This window comes from Mycobacterium sp. SA01, assembly GCF_041287105.1.
In the GTDB taxonomy this organism is placed as follows: domain Bacteria; phylum Actinomycetota; class Actinomycetes; order Mycobacteriales; family Mycobacteriaceae; genus Mycobacterium.
Genome location: NZ_JBGGNO010000022.1, coordinates 38,383 through 52,297, shown reverse-complemented (window position 1 = coordinate 52,297; position 13,915 = coordinate 38,383). Strand labels below are relative to the sequence as shown.

10 protein-coding genes are annotated in these 13,915 nt (G+C 65.7%); 3 read left to right on the top strand and 7 right to left on the bottom strand.

Features of this window, described 5'->3' with window-relative positions; translation table 11 throughout:
• Positions 1 to 13 precede the first annotated feature (13 nt).
• Entirely contained in the window at positions 14 to 2,821 is a 2,808-nt protein-coding gene (locus tag AB4879_RS26340; protein WP_370510229.1) for an RND family transporter, read from the top strand.
• Positions 2,818 to 3,312, top strand: a complete 495-nt coding sequence (locus tag AB4879_RS26335) for a hypothetical protein (protein WP_199190025.1) — start codon at positions 2,818 to 2,820, stop codon at positions 3,310 to 3,312. The genes AB4879_RS26340 and AB4879_RS26335 overlap by 4 nt, the downstream gene beginning before the upstream one ends.
• Here the strand turns inward: AB4879_RS26335 and AB4879_RS26330 are convergent.
• Positions 3,309 to 3,875, bottom strand: a complete 567-nt coding sequence (locus AB4879_RS26330) for a hypothetical protein (protein ID WP_370509944.1) — start codon at positions 3,873 to 3,875, stop codon at positions 3,309 to 3,311. The genes AB4879_RS26335 and AB4879_RS26330 overlap by 4 nt on opposite strands.
• Positions 3,876 to 3,970: 95 nt before the next feature.
• Entirely contained in the window at positions 3,971 to 4,648 is a 678-nt protein-coding gene (locus tag AB4879_RS26325) for an MBL fold metallo-hydrolase (protein ID WP_370509943.1), read from the bottom strand.
• A gap of 83 nt (positions 4,649 to 4,731) precedes the next feature.
• Here AB4879_RS26325 and uvrA point away from each other — a divergent pair, with 83 nt between their 5' ends.
• Positions 4,732 to 7,632, top strand: coding sequence for an excinuclease ABC subunit UvrA (gene uvrA, locus AB4879_RS26320; protein WP_370509942.1), 2,901 nt, complete (start codon positions 4,732 to 4,734; stop codon positions 7,630 to 7,632).
• Here uvrA and AB4879_RS26315 read toward each other — a convergent pair.
• From AB4879_RS26315 to AB4879_RS26295, 5 genes are all read right to left on the bottom strand, one after another.
• Positions 7,629 to 8,363: an SDR family oxidoreductase gene (locus AB4879_RS26315; RefSeq protein WP_370510228.1), complete on the bottom strand. Its 735-nt coding sequence runs from the start codon at positions 8,361 to 8,363 to the stop codon at positions 7,629 to 7,631. The two genes, uvrA and AB4879_RS26315, sit on opposite strands and share 4 nt — an antisense overlap.
• A complete protein-coding gene (locus tag AB4879_RS26310) occupies positions 8,357 to 8,602 on the bottom strand; it encodes a hypothetical protein (RefSeq protein ID WP_370509941.1) in 246 nt (81 codons plus the stop codon). Before AB4879_RS26310 ends, AB4879_RS26315 begins: the two co-directional genes overlap by 7 nt.
• A 5-nt stretch (positions 8,603 to 8,607) precedes the next feature.
• Positions 8,608 to 10,017, bottom strand: coding sequence for an alpha/beta hydrolase-fold protein (locus AB4879_RS26305; protein ID WP_370510227.1), 1,410 nt, complete (start codon positions 10,015 to 10,017; stop codon positions 8,608 to 8,610).
• A gap of 87 nt (positions 10,018 to 10,104) precedes the next feature.
• Positions 10,105 to 13,401, bottom strand: coding sequence for a bifunctional lysylphosphatidylglycerol synthetase/lysine--tRNA ligase LysX (gene lysX, locus AB4879_RS26300; protein WP_370509940.1), 3,297 nt, complete (start codon positions 13,399 to 13,401; stop codon positions 10,105 to 10,107).
• A gap of 47 nt (positions 13,402 to 13,448) precedes the next feature.
• Positions 13,449 to 13,784: a DUF1844 domain-containing protein gene (locus AB4879_RS26295; RefSeq protein WP_102809437.1), complete on the bottom strand. Its 336-nt coding sequence runs from the start codon at positions 13,782 to 13,784 to the stop codon at positions 13,449 to 13,451.
• Between the last annotated feature and the right edge of the window lie 131 nt (positions 13,785 to 13,915).

Below are 13,915 nucleotides of genomic sequence, written 5' to 3'. Positions count from 1 at the left end.
GTTCTTCCCCAGGATGGTGCGGCTGTTCGCAATTCCCATCATCGTCTTCTGGGCACTGCTCGCCATCACGACCAACACGTTCGTGCCGAAGGTCGAAGACGTCGCCACCGAACTCGCGGGGCCCGAGATCCCGACCTACGCGCCATCTCAAGTGGCTCTGCTACACATCGGCGACAAATTTCACGAGTCCAACTCCACCAGCCTGACCATGGTCGTACTGGAAGCCGACCATCCTCTCGACGACCAGGATCACCAGTACTACGACGGCCTAGTCCAGCGACTGAAACACGACACCCGGCACGTGCAGTATGTGATGGATCTGTGGGGCAAGCCGATCACCGCGGCCGGCGCGCAGAGCATCGACGGCAAGGCCACCTATGTGTTGCTGCGGCTGGCCGGCAACGTCGGCCAGATACAAGCCAACGAATCGGTGCAAGCTGTCCGCGACATTGTCGACAACGACAGTCCGCCAACGGGTTTGAAGGTCTATGTCAGCGGTTCGGCGCCGATGGCGTCGGACACCCTGTCCATCGCGAACTCGAGCCTGAACAACATCACCATTGTCACGATCATTCTGATCTTCGTGATGCTGCTGCTGGTGTACCGCTCGCTGACCAACGTGGCCGTCCCGATGTACAGCGTGCTGTTCGAGATCCTCATCGCCAAGGGCGTCGTTTCCACCCTCGGTCATTGGGGCATCATCCCGATGTCATCATTCGCGGTGAACATCGTTGTCTCCCTGACCCTTGGTGCAGGAACCGATTACGGCATCTTCCTGCTGGGGCGCTACCACGAGGCCAGGCAGCTGGGGGAAAGCCGGGAAGAGGCCTACTACACCGCCTATCGTGGCGTCGCCCCGATCATCATCGGATCGGGGCTGACGATCGCGGGTTCGTGTTTCTGTCTGACGTTCGCGCGTCTTGACTACTTCCACACCATGGGTCCGGCCGTCGCCATCAGCATGCTGTTCACGATCGCCGCGGCGCTGACACTCGCGCCGGCTCTGCTTACGCTGGGATCCTTGTTCGGACTCTTTGATCCCAGGCAGTCCAGGCGGGGACGGTTGTACCGGCGAATCGGTGCCAGCGTGGTGCGCTGGCCGGTGCCGATACTGGTGGCCAGCACCGCGGTGGTGGCGCTCGGGGCGATTTTCGTGCCGAGCTACCGGGTGAGCTACGACGACCGCGCGTACCAGCCGGCGAGCGGCGCAGCCAACCAGGGCTTCACGGCATCGGATCGGCACTTCCCGCCCAGCAAGCTGTTCACCGAGATGATGATGATCGAGTCCGATCACGACATGCGCAATTCGGCGGACTTCATCTCGCTGGATCGGGTGGCCAAGGAGTTGATTCGGCTACCCGGCGTCGCCATGGTGCAGAGCATCACCAGACCGCTGGGCCGGCCACTGGACCATGCGAATATCCCGTACCTCTTCACGGTGCAGGGTGGTGCCGCCGGTCAACAACTGCCGTTCAACGAACAAGCCAACAACAACACCGATCAACAGGCGCAGATCCAGGCGGACACCGTGGCGACGCTGGGTAAGACCATCGACCTGACCCAGAAGTTGGCCGATGATCTGCACACCACGGTGCTCACGTTCGAGAACCTGCAGCAGGTCACCGATGAGATCAACCAGGACATCTCGAATCTCGACGATTTCATCAGACCGCTGAAGAGCTATTTCTATTGGGAGCCACACTGTTACGACATCCCGATCTGCTACTCGTTCCGGTCGTTGTTCGACGGGCTCGACGGTATCGACGCCTTGGACGCGCAGATCCACAACGCCGTCACCGACTTTCAGGCTGTCGATGCCCTCATGCCTCAGATGGTCGCCCAGCTGAAGGTCACGCGCGATGAGACGCGGGCGTTGCAGGCGGTCATTGTCAACAGTTACGGTCCGGCGCATCTGCAATCAGCCCAGACTGATCAGACCTTCGAGGATCAGATCAATGTCGGCAACGACTTCGACAAGTCGCGCAGCGACGACTACTTCTACATGCCTCGAGAAGCGTTCGACAACGAAGACGTGAAAACTGGTATGCAACTGATGATGTCGCCGGACGGCAAGGCCGCACGGTTTGTCATCACCCACGAGGGCAACGCGATGGCGCCCGAGGGTATCGACCACGTCAACGCGTTCCCGGACGCGGTGAAGGCGGCGCTGAAGGAGACGTCGCTGGCCGGAGCGAAGATCTACATCGGCGGCGCGGCGTCGAACAACAAGGACATCAAGGAGTACGCCGCGTCGGATCTGAAGATCGTGGCCATCGCAGCGTTCGTACTGATCTTCCTGATCATGCTGGTGCTCACCCGCAGTCTGATCGCCGCGATGGTGATACCCGGCACCGTGGCATTCTCGTTCGCCGGGGCGTTCGGTCTGTCAACGCTGGTGTGGCAGCACCTCATCGGCCTGCATCTGCACTGGCTGGTGCTGCCGATCACCTTCGTCATCCTGGTCGCGGTCGGATCTGACTACAACCTGTTGCTGATCGCCAGGGTCAAGGAGGAAATCGGGATCGGATATCAGACCACCGGTTTGCACACCGCGCTGATCCGGGCGCTTGGCAGTACCGGCGGCGTGGTGACATCAGCCGGTCTGGTGTTCGCGTTCACCATGCTGGCGATGCTCGCCAGCGACCTGAAAACCATTGCGCAGGTGGGCACTACGGTGTGCATAGGCTTGCTGCTGGACACGTTGATCGTGCGGTCGTTCATCGTGCCGGCGTTGATCCGCGTTCTCGGTCCGTGGTTCTGGTGGCCGACGCTGGTTCGCGCGCGCCCGGGGCCGGCGCGATTTCTGGCGGTGACCCGATGAGTCTCAGTACACACACCGCGGGACTCGGGCTGTGGGGCCTGTTGATGTTCGTCGCCCTGGGATTCGAATTGATCTTTGCCAGTTGCGCGTTCGTCTACACCCGACGCCTGCTGCGGCTGAAGACCTTGCCGCTCGGCGACGAGCTCAACGGCTATCAGAAAGCGCTGCGCAGTGTGCGCAAGAACGAACCCATGTCGCGCGACGAGTGGAATCTGGCCGAGCGGATCATCGACGTCCGCCGCTCGCCGTTGGCGTACACGGTGCCACTGTCGTTCATGACGATGGGCCTGTTCTATGTATTCGGCAGCCTGGAGTACCTGCACGGCCACACCCCGTCGGAGCGGACGTTCCTCGGCGTGATCCCCATGTTCACCGCCACCAACCTGATCATCCAGATGCGCAAGAGCGCGCGGCTCAAGAAGCGACTGTCGCGTGCCACGATCGTGGAGTCGAACGCTGAAGCAGAGTCCTCGCCCGCCGGGGCGCGTTAGAAACTGAACGCCAGGAAGTTGTACTGCCGGGAGTCGACCTCGAACACGGCCAGGGAGGTGGCTCCGAGTTTCGTAGTAGTGGTGTGCAGCGACCGGGGGTTGTCCGCGGCGACAAAGAGCACTCCCAGGTCGAAGCGATCTCGATAGGCCGCCCGGGTGGCCGCATTGAATGCCGAATAGACGCCGCGGCCTCGGACGGACTCGTCTAGGCAGACCGGTCCGCGCAGCGCGAAGCGCTGCTGCGCAATTGGTGTGCCATTGAATGTCAGTGACTCGGCGAGATCAAGCACCGCCTGGAGGATCGGCGACGACCCTACCTGTGAGCGGCTGGGCGGATCGGTTACGCCGATGAATCCGACGACGCTGTCGTCATCGGTGACCGCGACGTGTATTCCGGCGGAATCCACCGCCCAGGTGAACCAATCCTTCGATTGGAGATTGGAGATGAAGCCCTTGGCGCGCTCGGACGGATCGAGGTTGCCGACGTAGTACTTGGCTTCCAGCGCCATCATTGCGGGAATGTCGTGCCGGGTCGCCACCCTTATCGCCACAGCTGGCGTCATTCAGATGTTCTTAGTCGCCGTTGTAGACCGCGTTCCCGGAATCGACAATCTGCACGCGCGTTCGCCGGCAGCTGCGCACCGCGGGACGGGACCCATCACCATCCGCGCTCACGCCACTCGGCCAGGTGCGGGCGCTCGGCGCCCAGCGTGGTGTCGTCACCGTGTCCGGGGTAGACCACCGTGTCGTCGCCGTACCGCCCGAACACCTTGCTGTCCACGTCACCGAGTAATTGCTCGAACGCGCCGGGCTCCCACGTCTTGCCGACGCCCCCCGGGAACAGGCAGTCGCCGGTGAACAGGTGGGTGGCGGTCCGTTCGCCGGCCGGGCGCAGCGCCAACGCGACCGAGCCGGGGGTGTGCCCGCGCAGGTGGATGACGTCGAAGATCAGGTCGCCGACGGTGATCGTGTCACCGTCGGCCAGGTAGCGCTGCGGCCTCACCGGCAGCGGCTCGGCGTCGAGCGGGTGGGCGGCGGTCGGAACGCCGGTGGCCTCGGCCAGCGCTTCGAGCGCCTGCCAGTGATCGAAGTGCTGGTGGCTGGTCACGATGAGGGCCAGCTTCGGTGCCTGCTCGCGTACCAGGTCGACCAGCAGCTCCGCATCGTTGGCGGCGTCGATCAATAAACTCTCCCCGGAGTGGGAACAGGTCACCACGTAGGTGTTGTTGTCCATCGGGCCCACGGACATTTTCACGATGGTGGCGCCGGGCACCGTCCTGCGAGCTGCGGTCTGCGGTTCGACGTGTCCGGTGTAGGTGTCGGCGACGACTGTCATGGTCGCCACGTTACTTGTCGGTGGGTCGACATAGCATGGGGAGCGGCGTCCTCTCGCCAACAAACCCGCAGGAAGGGGGGCCGGTGGCTGACCGGCTGATCGTCAAAGGCGCGCGTGAGCACAACCTGCGCGGCATCGACCTGGACCTGCCCCGCGACAGTCTGATCGTCTTCACGGGGCTGTCCGGATCGGGCAAGTCCTCGTTGGCGTTTGACACCATTTTCGCCGAGGGCCAGCGCCGCTACGTCGAGTCGCTGTCGGCCTACGCGCGCCAGTTCCTCGGTCAGATGGACAAGCCGGACGTCGACTTCATCGAGGGGCTCTCCCCGGCGGTGTCGATCGACCAGAAGTCCACCAACCGCAACCCGCGGTCCACGGTCGGCACCATCACCGAGGTTTATGACTACCTGCGCCTGCTCTACGCCCGCGCCGGCACCCCGCACTGCCCAGTATGCGGGGAGCGCATCGCACGGCAGACCCCGCAGCAGATCGTCGACCAGGTTCTCGCCATGGACGAAGGTCTGCGGTTCCAGGTGCTGGCGCCGGTGGTGCGCACCCGCAAGGGTGAATTCGTCGACCTCTTCGACAAGCTCAACAGCCAGGGCTACAGCCGGGTCCGGGTTGACGGCGTCGTGCATTCACTGACCGAACCGCCGAAGCTGAAGAAGCAGGAAAAGCACGACATCGAGGTGGTCATCGACCGCCTGACGGTCAAGACCAGCGCCAAGCAGCGCCTCACCGATTCGGTCGAGACGGCGTTGAATCTGGCCGACGGCATCGTCGTGCTGGAGTTCGTCGACCGCGAAGACGACCACCCACACCGCGAGCAGCGGTTCTCCGAGAAGCTGGCCTGCCCCAACGGACATCCGCTGGCCGTGGACGACCTGGAGCCGCGGTCGTTCTCGTTCAACTCGCCCTACGGCGCCTGCCCGGAATGCAGCGGCCTGGGCATCCGCAAGGAAGTCGACCCCGAGCTGGTGGTTCCCGACCCGGACCTCACTCTCGCCGAGGGTGCGGTGGCGCCGTGGGCGATGGGTCACACCGCCGAGTACTTCACCCGGATGATGGCGGGTCTGGGTGAGTCGATGGGGTTCGACGTCAACACCCCCTGGCGCAAGCTTCCGGCCAAGGCGCGCAAGGCAATTCTGGAAGGCTGCGACGAGCAGGTCCACGTCCGCTACAAGAACCGGTACGGACGGACCCGGTCCTATTACGCCGAGTTCGAAGGTGTGATGGCGTTTCTGCACCGGCGGATGGAGCAGACCGAATCCGAGCAGATGAAAGAGCGCTACGACGGATTCATGCGCGACGTGCCGTGCCCGGAGTGCCAGGGCACCCGGCTCAAGCCGGAGATTCTCGCGGTCACGCTGGCGGCGGGGGAGTACGGCGCGAAGTCGATCGCCGAAGTGTCCGAGCTGTCCATCTCCGATTGCTCGGAGTTCCTCAACGCCCTCACCCTGGGCGCCCGCGAGTCGGCCATCGCAGGCCAGGTGCTCAAGGAGGTGCAGTCGCGGCTGGGCTTCCTGCTCGACGTCGGGCTCGATTATCTGTCGTTGTCCCGCGCGGCCGGCACACTGTCCGGCGGTGAGGCGCAGCGCATCCGGCTGGCCACCCAGATCGGGTCGGGCCTGGTCGGTGTGCTCTACGTGCTCGACGAACCGTCGATCGGGCTGCATCAGCGCGACAACCGTCGTCTCATCGAAACCCTCACGCGGCTACGGGATCTGGGCAACACCCTGATCGTCGTCGAACACGACGAAGACACCATCGCGCACTCCGACTGGGTGGTCGACATCGGGCCTGCGGCCGGCGAGCACGGCGGCCAGGTGGTGCACAGCGGTCCGTATGCCGACCTGCTGCGTAACCCTGACTCGATCACGGGCGCCTACCTGTCGGGCAAGCTGAGCATCGACGTGCCGGCCATCCGGCGCCCGGTGGATCGCCGCAAACAGGTCACCGTCATCGGTGCGCGGGAGCACAACCTGCACGACATCGACGTCGCGTTCCCGCTCGGGGTGCTCACGTCGGTGACGGGAGTGTCCGGCTCCGGAAAGTCGACCCTGGTCAACGACATCCTGGCCACGGTGCTGGCCAACAAGCTCAACGGGGCCCGCCAGGTCCCGGGCCGACACACCCGGATCAACGGTCTGGAACACCTCGACAAGCTGGTCCGGGTCGACCAGTCGCCGATCGGGCGCACCCCGCGCTCCAATCCGGCCACCTACACCGGCGTGTTCGACAAGATCCGCACTCTGTTCGCGGCCACCACCGAGGCGAAAGTTCGCGGCTATCAGCCGGGCCGGTTCTCGTTCAACGTCAAAGGTGGCCGCTGCGAAGCTTGTTCGGGCGACGGCACCATCAAGATCGAGATGAACTTCCTGCCCGATGTCTACGTCCCGTGCGAGGTGTGCCACGGCGCCCGCTACAACCGCGAGACGCTCGAGGTGCACTACAAGGGCAAGACCATCTCCGAGGTGCTCGACATGTCCATCGAGGACGCCGCGGAGTTCTTCGAACCGATCAGCAGCATCCACCGCTACCTGCGCACACTGGTCGACGTGGGGCTGGGCTATGTCCGGTTGGGTCAGCCGGCGCCGACCTTGTCCGGCGGCGAGGCGCAGCGCGTCAAGCTCGCCGCCGAACTGCAGAAACGCTCGACCGGCCGCACCGTCTACATCTTGGACGAGCCGACCACCGGCCTGCACTTCGAGGACATCCGCAAGCTGCTCAAAGTCATCAACGGCCTTGTCGACAAAGGTAATTCGGTGATCGTCATCGAACACAACCTGGATGTCATCAAGACCTCGGACTGGATCATCGACATGGGTCCCGAGGGCGGTTCCGGTGGCGGCACCGTCGTCGCGCAGGGCACTCCGGAAGAAGTGGCGGCGGTGCCGAACAGCTACACCGGAAAGTTCCTCGCCGACGTGTTGCCTGCGGCGCCGGCACCCAAGCGGACAACCCGGCGGCGCAAGGTCAGCTAGCCCTGGACTGTCGGGCGGATCGTGATGTCACCGATTTCGACATCACGCGGCTGGTCGATCGCGAACGCGATCGCCCGGGCAACCGCCTCGGGCGGCAGGCCGAAACTCTCCATCGCCGCACGGGCCTGTCGCCGCGCCTCGGGATCCTCGATCGAGGAGTCCAGTTCGGTGTTGACATATCCCGGAGAGATCGAGGTGGTGCGGATGACGCCGTCGGTGGATTCCTGACGCAACGCCTCCAGCAGGGTGCGCACGGCGTTCTTGGTTGCCGCGTACACACCCATACCCGGCAGGATCTTCAGCCCGGCGGTCGACACGACCGTGACGAAATCGCCGTGGCCCTGCCGCCGGAACACCGGCAGCGCGGCCGCGATGCCGTTCAGGACCCCACGTAGGTTCACGTCGATCATCGCCGACCAGCCGTCGACATCGAGATCGGCTGTCGGCCCGATCCTGCTGATGCCGGCGTTGCCGACGAACACGTCGAGCCGACCGAACTCCTGTACCGCCGCTGCCACCAATCGGTCGGCATCGACCTGTTGGGTCACATCGGTCGGTACGGTCAGCGCCGTCCCGCCGGATTCGCGGATCTCGTCGGCCAGGCCGCGCAGCCGGTCCTCGCGGCGCGCGCCGAGCACAACGGACGCTCCCTGCTGCGCCAGTAGCCGCGCCGTCGCCGCACCGATCCCGCTGCTGGCGCCGGTGATCGCGACGATCTTGCCGGTCAGGATTGGTCCGGCCTGTGCATCGACGCGCGGATCTCTTTCAGCCGCTCGGCCGCCGCCCGCTGACGGGCGTCGTACTGCTCCTCGACGGTGCGGCCCTCCGGTGTCTCGGCGTCCAATTCCGCTGAGCCGAGCGCAGTTCCATACCGCGTCTCGATCTTCTCCTGCACCGATTCGAAGGTGGGCACCCCGGACGCGTTGTAGCCGGTGTCCAGCGGTGGTTCGGCAACGGATTCGTCGGGCATGACGATCACCGTACTCCCGGCGGCCTCCCGGCGGCAGCGATCGTGACCGGCCCCGGTGGCGGCACCGGCGGGCCCGGCAGGGCGACCGTCGGGATACCGGGCGTCCCGATCTGCCCGGCCAGCCAGGGCAGCGCGTCGGCGAAGGCGCGGGCGGCGAATGGCCAATCGTGCTTGCCGGGCTGAGCCACCACCGAGCAGTTGATGCCGTTGGCGGCGCCCAATCCGCACAGGGTCTTCGCCGCGCCGGTCTGGTCGTTGGGATTGGGGTTCGTGTCGCGGCCGCCGAGGCCGCTCGCGCCGATCTCGACGGTGCTGGGGGTCGTTCGCTGCGCGGACGGTGCGCCCGAGATCGCAAACCACCCCGAGACACCCTGATAGGAGCCATGTCTGGTGATGACGGTGGCGGGGTCGAAGTTCGCGTAGGCGGCGGCGTCGCCCCCGAACAGCCGGGAGATCGTCTGGGTCCTGGTGCCGGAGTTGGGGGTCAGATCGCCTGCGATGTCCTCGAAGGTGCTGAACATGTCCGGATGCATGGTGGTGAGGTCGACCGCGCAGGTCCCGCCCATCGACCAGCCGACCAGGCCCCAGTTCGCGCGGTCGGCGCTGACACCGAAGTTGGAAAGCATGAACGGGACAACGTCTTTGGTCAGGTGGTCGGCAGCATTGCCGCGTGGACCGTTGACGCATTCGGTGTCGTTGTTGAATGCCCCGCCGGAGTCGACGAACACGAACACCGGGGCGTTACCGTGATGTGCGGCCGCGAAGTCGTCGATCGTCTTGATCGCATTGCCTGCGCGTAGCCAGTCAGCGGGGGTGTTGAACTCACCGCCGATCATCATCACCGTCGGCAGCTTCGGCGGTGGGTTGGTGGCGTAGTACGCCGGTGGCAGATAGACGAGCTCGTCGCGATGCGCGAAATGCGAGGCGTCCGAAGGGATCGTCACCTTCACGACACTTCCCTTGGCCGGGATGGCGTGTTGTTGCACCATCGCGGTCACCGTGGCGCGGTCGGTCTGATCGGGCAACGGGCCCGCGCTGACCTGATTCCAGGCAGTCTCCACGGTAGGGAGATAGCCGACCCACATGTTGAGCATCAATGCCGTCGCAAGCCCGCACAGCGGTATCGCCAGCACCGACATGCCCCGACGCCACCAGCGGGTGCCGCGCCAGCCGACGACCGCGACCACCGCGGCCAAGCCCGTGGCGGCGATCCACACCCACAGCTGCTGCGGGGCAGGGTCGCCTGCCAGGCCGTCATCGGCGATGCTCCATTGGGCGAACCACGCGACGGCGATACCGACGATCGCGGCCAGCGGCAGCCACAGCAGCCGCCAGCGCCGGGTGCGCCAGCCCACAGCGAACACCAGGACCAGGCCGGCCACGATCTGCACCGTGAGAGGCAACCATCCGTGCATCAACGAAATGTGTTGGTGATCAGCCGCGGTCACGTTCTCATGGTGACGACACTTCCTGGCTGGTGGCTGTGAAGTTCCTTCGGCGGGCTACCTGGGTTTGGCCAGCGGGAACGGGAGGGTCTCGCGGATGCTGCGGCCGGTGATCAGCATGACCACGCGGTCGACACCGACGCCGAGGCCGCCGGTCGGTGGCATCGCGTATTCCATTGCCTGCAGGAAGTCCTCGTCGAGTTCCATCGCCTCGGCGTCGCCGCCGGCGGCCAGCAGGGACTGCTCCTGCAGCCGGCGTCGCTGCTCGACCGGATCGGTCAGCTCGCTGTAGGCGGTGCCCAGTTCGACGCCCCACGCCACCAGGTCCCACCGCTCGGCGACCCCTGGCTTGCTGCGATGCGGGCGGGTCAGCGGCGACACCGAGGTCGGGAAGTCGGTGTAGAACGTCGGTGCCTGGGTGCGTTCCTCCACCAGCCGCTCGTAGAGTTCGAGCACCACCGCCCCGCAGTCCCAGTGGGTCAGATACGGAATCCGCGCCGCATGGCACAACCGGCGCAGAACCTCCAGATCGGTGTGGGCGTCGATTTGTTCGCCGAGGGCTTCGGAGACGGCGTCGTGCACGGTCTTGACCGTCCACGTGCCGGAGATGTCGATCGGCTCGAGCACGTCGGGGGAGTCCTGGCTGGGCCGCATCACCACCGCGGAGCCATTGGCGGCGATCGCGGCGTTCTGGATCAGTTCGCGGCAGCCGTCAATCCACACCCGGTAGTCGGCGTGCGCCTGATAGGCCTCGAGCAGGGTGAACTCCGGGTTGTGGCTGAAGTCGACGCCCTCGTTGCGGAACGCCCGGCCCAACTCGAAGACCCGCTCGACGCCACCGACGCACAACCGCTTGAGATACAGCTCAGGGGCGATGCGCAGATAAAGGTCGAGGTCGTAGGCGTTGATGTGGGTTTTGAACGGCCGGGCGTTGGCTCCGCCGTGGATCTGCTGCAGGATCGGTGTCTCGACTTCGAGAAAACCCTTGTTGAACAAGGTATCCCGGATCGAGTGCAGGACATTGCTGCGCGCCCGGATGAGGTCGCGGGCTTCGGCGTTGATCGCGAGGTCGACGTAGCGTGCCCGGACCCGGGCCTCGGGATCCTGCAGGCCCTTCCACTTGTCGGGCAAGGGGCGCAGGCACTTTCCGAGCATGCGCCACTGCTGAACCAGCACCGATCGGGTGCCGTTCTTGCTGTACCCCATGTGCCCCGTCACCTCGACGAGATCACCGAGGTCGACGGCGGCGAAGTCGTCGGCGGCGCCGTCGAGCGTCGCCTTGTCCAACAGCAGCTGCACGTCGCCGGACCAGTCGCGCAGCTGGGCGAACACCACGCCGCCGTAGTCGCGGGCACGCAGGATCCGGCCCGCGACACTGAGGGTGACGTCGTCGGCGGCGGCAAGTGCCTGGGCGATGGTGTGGGTGGGCGGACTGCCCACCGGGTATGCGTCGATTCCGTTGCGCTGCAGTGCTTTCAGTTTCGCCATCCGGACACGAACCTGGTCCGGGAGACGGTCGCGCTGCCGGGTCTCGGGGTCGTCGGCGGGTTCGTCGACCGCATCGGGCGCCGTGCCGTCGGCGTGCAGCCGTCCCGATGCGGCCAGGTCCTCGGGGACTGCCGAATAGTGGCCGGTGTGCTGCTTGGTGCGCCGGGAGAACGGCAGCACCAGGAAGCCTTCGGCGATGACCGACGCGACGCCGACCCGCGGCACCAGCCGCGCGTCCTCGTAGCAGGCGTAGCGGGGTACCCACTGCGGTTGGTACTTCATGTTGGAGCGGTACAGCGTCTCCAGCTGCCACCACCTCGAGAAGAACACCAGCACGGCGCGCCACAGCCGAGCCACCGGGCCGGCGCCGAGCTGGGCGCCATGCTCGAACGCGGCGCGGAACATCGCGAAGTTCAGCGAAACGCGGCTGACGCCAAGCTCTTCGGCGTTCTGCAGCAGTTCGGTGACCATGAGCTCGATGGTTCCGTTGGGGGACTGCGGCGAGCGGCGCATCAGATCCAGCGACAGCCCGTTGTTACCCCACGGCACCAGCGAGAGCATGGCGACCACGTCTTTTTCACCGTGTACGGCCTCGACCAACAGGCAGTCGCCGTCGGCGCGGTCACCGAGCCGGCCGAGCGCCATCGAGAAGCCGCGTTCGGTCTCGGTGTCGCGCCAGCCGTCGGCCCGGCTGATCACGGCGGCCATCTCCTCCGGAGAGAAGTCGCGATGCCGCCGGAACCGCACCGTCAGGCCTGCGCGGCGGGCACGGGTGACGGCCTGGCGCACCGCGCGCATGTCGGACCCGGACAGATGGAACTGGTCGGGGTAGAGGATCGCCTCGTCACCGAGTTGGAGGGCGTTGAGCCCGGCTTCGCGGAACGCTTGGGCGCCGGTGGAACTCGCGCCCATCACCCCGGGTGCCCAGCCGTACTCCTGGCACAACGACAGCCATGCGGCGATGGCCTGCGGCCAGGCGCGCGGGTCGCCGATCGGGTCCCCGCTGGCCAGGCAGACCCCGACCTCGACGCGGTAGGTGATCGCGGCGCGACCGTTGGCGGCGAACACCACGGACTTGTCCCGACGGGTGGCGAAATAGCCGAGGGAGTCGTTCTTGCCGTACACCTGCAGCAGTCCGCGGATGGCGGACTCGTCCTCTCCGGTCAGCGCGTTCTCGGCGCGCTGGGATTGGAACAGCACGATCGCGGCCACCATCAGCGCCATGGCGCCGAACAGGCCGAGCAGTGCGTTGACGAAGGTGTGCGGATGGCCGGTGAAGGATTCGGAGCCGGCACCGGCGAACGCGCTGACGCGGTTGAGTGCGTACAGGAATCGGTCCTCGCGGGCCAGGGTGCCGGGGAAGAATTCGAGAACGGCCCAGCCGATCGCGGTGCCGACGGCCAAGCCGGCCACCAGCGCCGCGGCGGCCTTGACGAGAGCCCCACGGCGGACGCGCGCCCAGAATTCCTTGTAGGCCAGCACCAGTGCGATCGCCGCGGCGACGTGGAACACCAGGCCGATGACCTCGCCGGCGTCCACGGCCGCGGTCTCGTCGCCGGTCAGCAGATCGGTGATGTTCCACACCGACGCGGCCAGCATGTAGAAGACGAGAATCCACCAGGCGATGCGTTTGCGCGCCGCGAGCGCGGCGGCCAGCAGAACCAGGACGAAAGCCCACGCGAAGCTGGTGTCGGGAAAGTTGAACAGATAGCTGTTGATGAACTCCCGCGGTATCGCGATAACATGCCGCAAGATCGTCGAGACGCTCGACAGCAGCGACAGCGTCGCGATCACGCCGATAATCCAGCCGGCCGCCGCGGGCACCCAGCGGAACCGTGAAGTTGGCCGACTCGTGGTGACGGTCATAGTGCCGCCGAGGATATTACTTCGACATTCGGATTGTCTGTGGTGTGCTACCAGACAGGGCCGGTGTATTTTTCGCCCGGACCGTGGCCAGGTTCATCCGGGGCAACGCTGGCTTCCCGGAATGCCAGCTGCAGACTCTTGAGTCCATCGCGCACCGGGCCGGCGTGCGGGCCGAGATACTCCGCGGAGGCGGTCACCAAGCCGGCCAGCGCGGTGATCAGCCGGCGGGCCTCGTCGAGGTCGCGGTGTTCGCTGGTGTCGGGATCAGGGGAGGAGAGCCCGATTTTCTCCGCCGCCGCGCTCATCAGCATCACGGCGGCACGGGTGATCACTTCCACGGCCGGGATGTCGCCCAGCTCGCGGATGCTAGTTGGATCCGTCATGCCTGCTAGACTGGCATGCACGACCGTCCCGGCGTACGCCAGGGACAGCAAGTGGAGTCCCACTCCCACCGTCGGCCACGGATGTTTCCGCAGGTACAACGGTTCCGGTCGCAGGTACCGCAACGGTATCT

Coding starts and splice junctions, on each gene's coding strand:
- AB4879_RS26340 (WP_370510229.1), top strand. CDS start 14: ATGGTGCGGCTGTTCGCAATTCCCATCATCGTCTTCTGGGCACTGCTC.
- AB4879_RS26335 (WP_199190025.1), top strand. CDS start 2,818: ATGAGTCTCAGTACACACACCGCGGGACTCGGGCTGTGGGGCCTGTTG.
- AB4879_RS26330 (WP_370509944.1), bottom strand. CDS start 3,875: ATGACGCCAGCTGTGGCGATAAGGGTGGCGACCCGGCACGACATTCCC.
- AB4879_RS26325 (WP_370509943.1), bottom strand. CDS start 4,648: ATGACAGTCGTCGCCGACACCTACACCGGACACGTCGAACCGCAGACC.
- AB4879_RS26310 (WP_370509941.1), bottom strand. CDS start 8,602: ATGCCCGACGAATCCGTTGCCGAACCACCGCTGGACACCGGCTACAAC.
- AB4879_RS26305 (WP_370510227.1), bottom strand. CDS start 10,017: ATGCACGGATGGTTGCCTCTCACGGTGCAGATCGTGGCCGGCCTGGTC.
- lysX (WP_370509940.1), bottom strand. CDS start 13,401: ATGACCGTCACCACGAGTCGGCCAACTTCACGGTTCCGCTGGGTGCCC.
- AB4879_RS26295 (WP_102809437.1), bottom strand. CDS start 13,784: ATGACGGATCCAACTAGCATCCGCGAGCTGGGCGACATCCCGGCCGTG.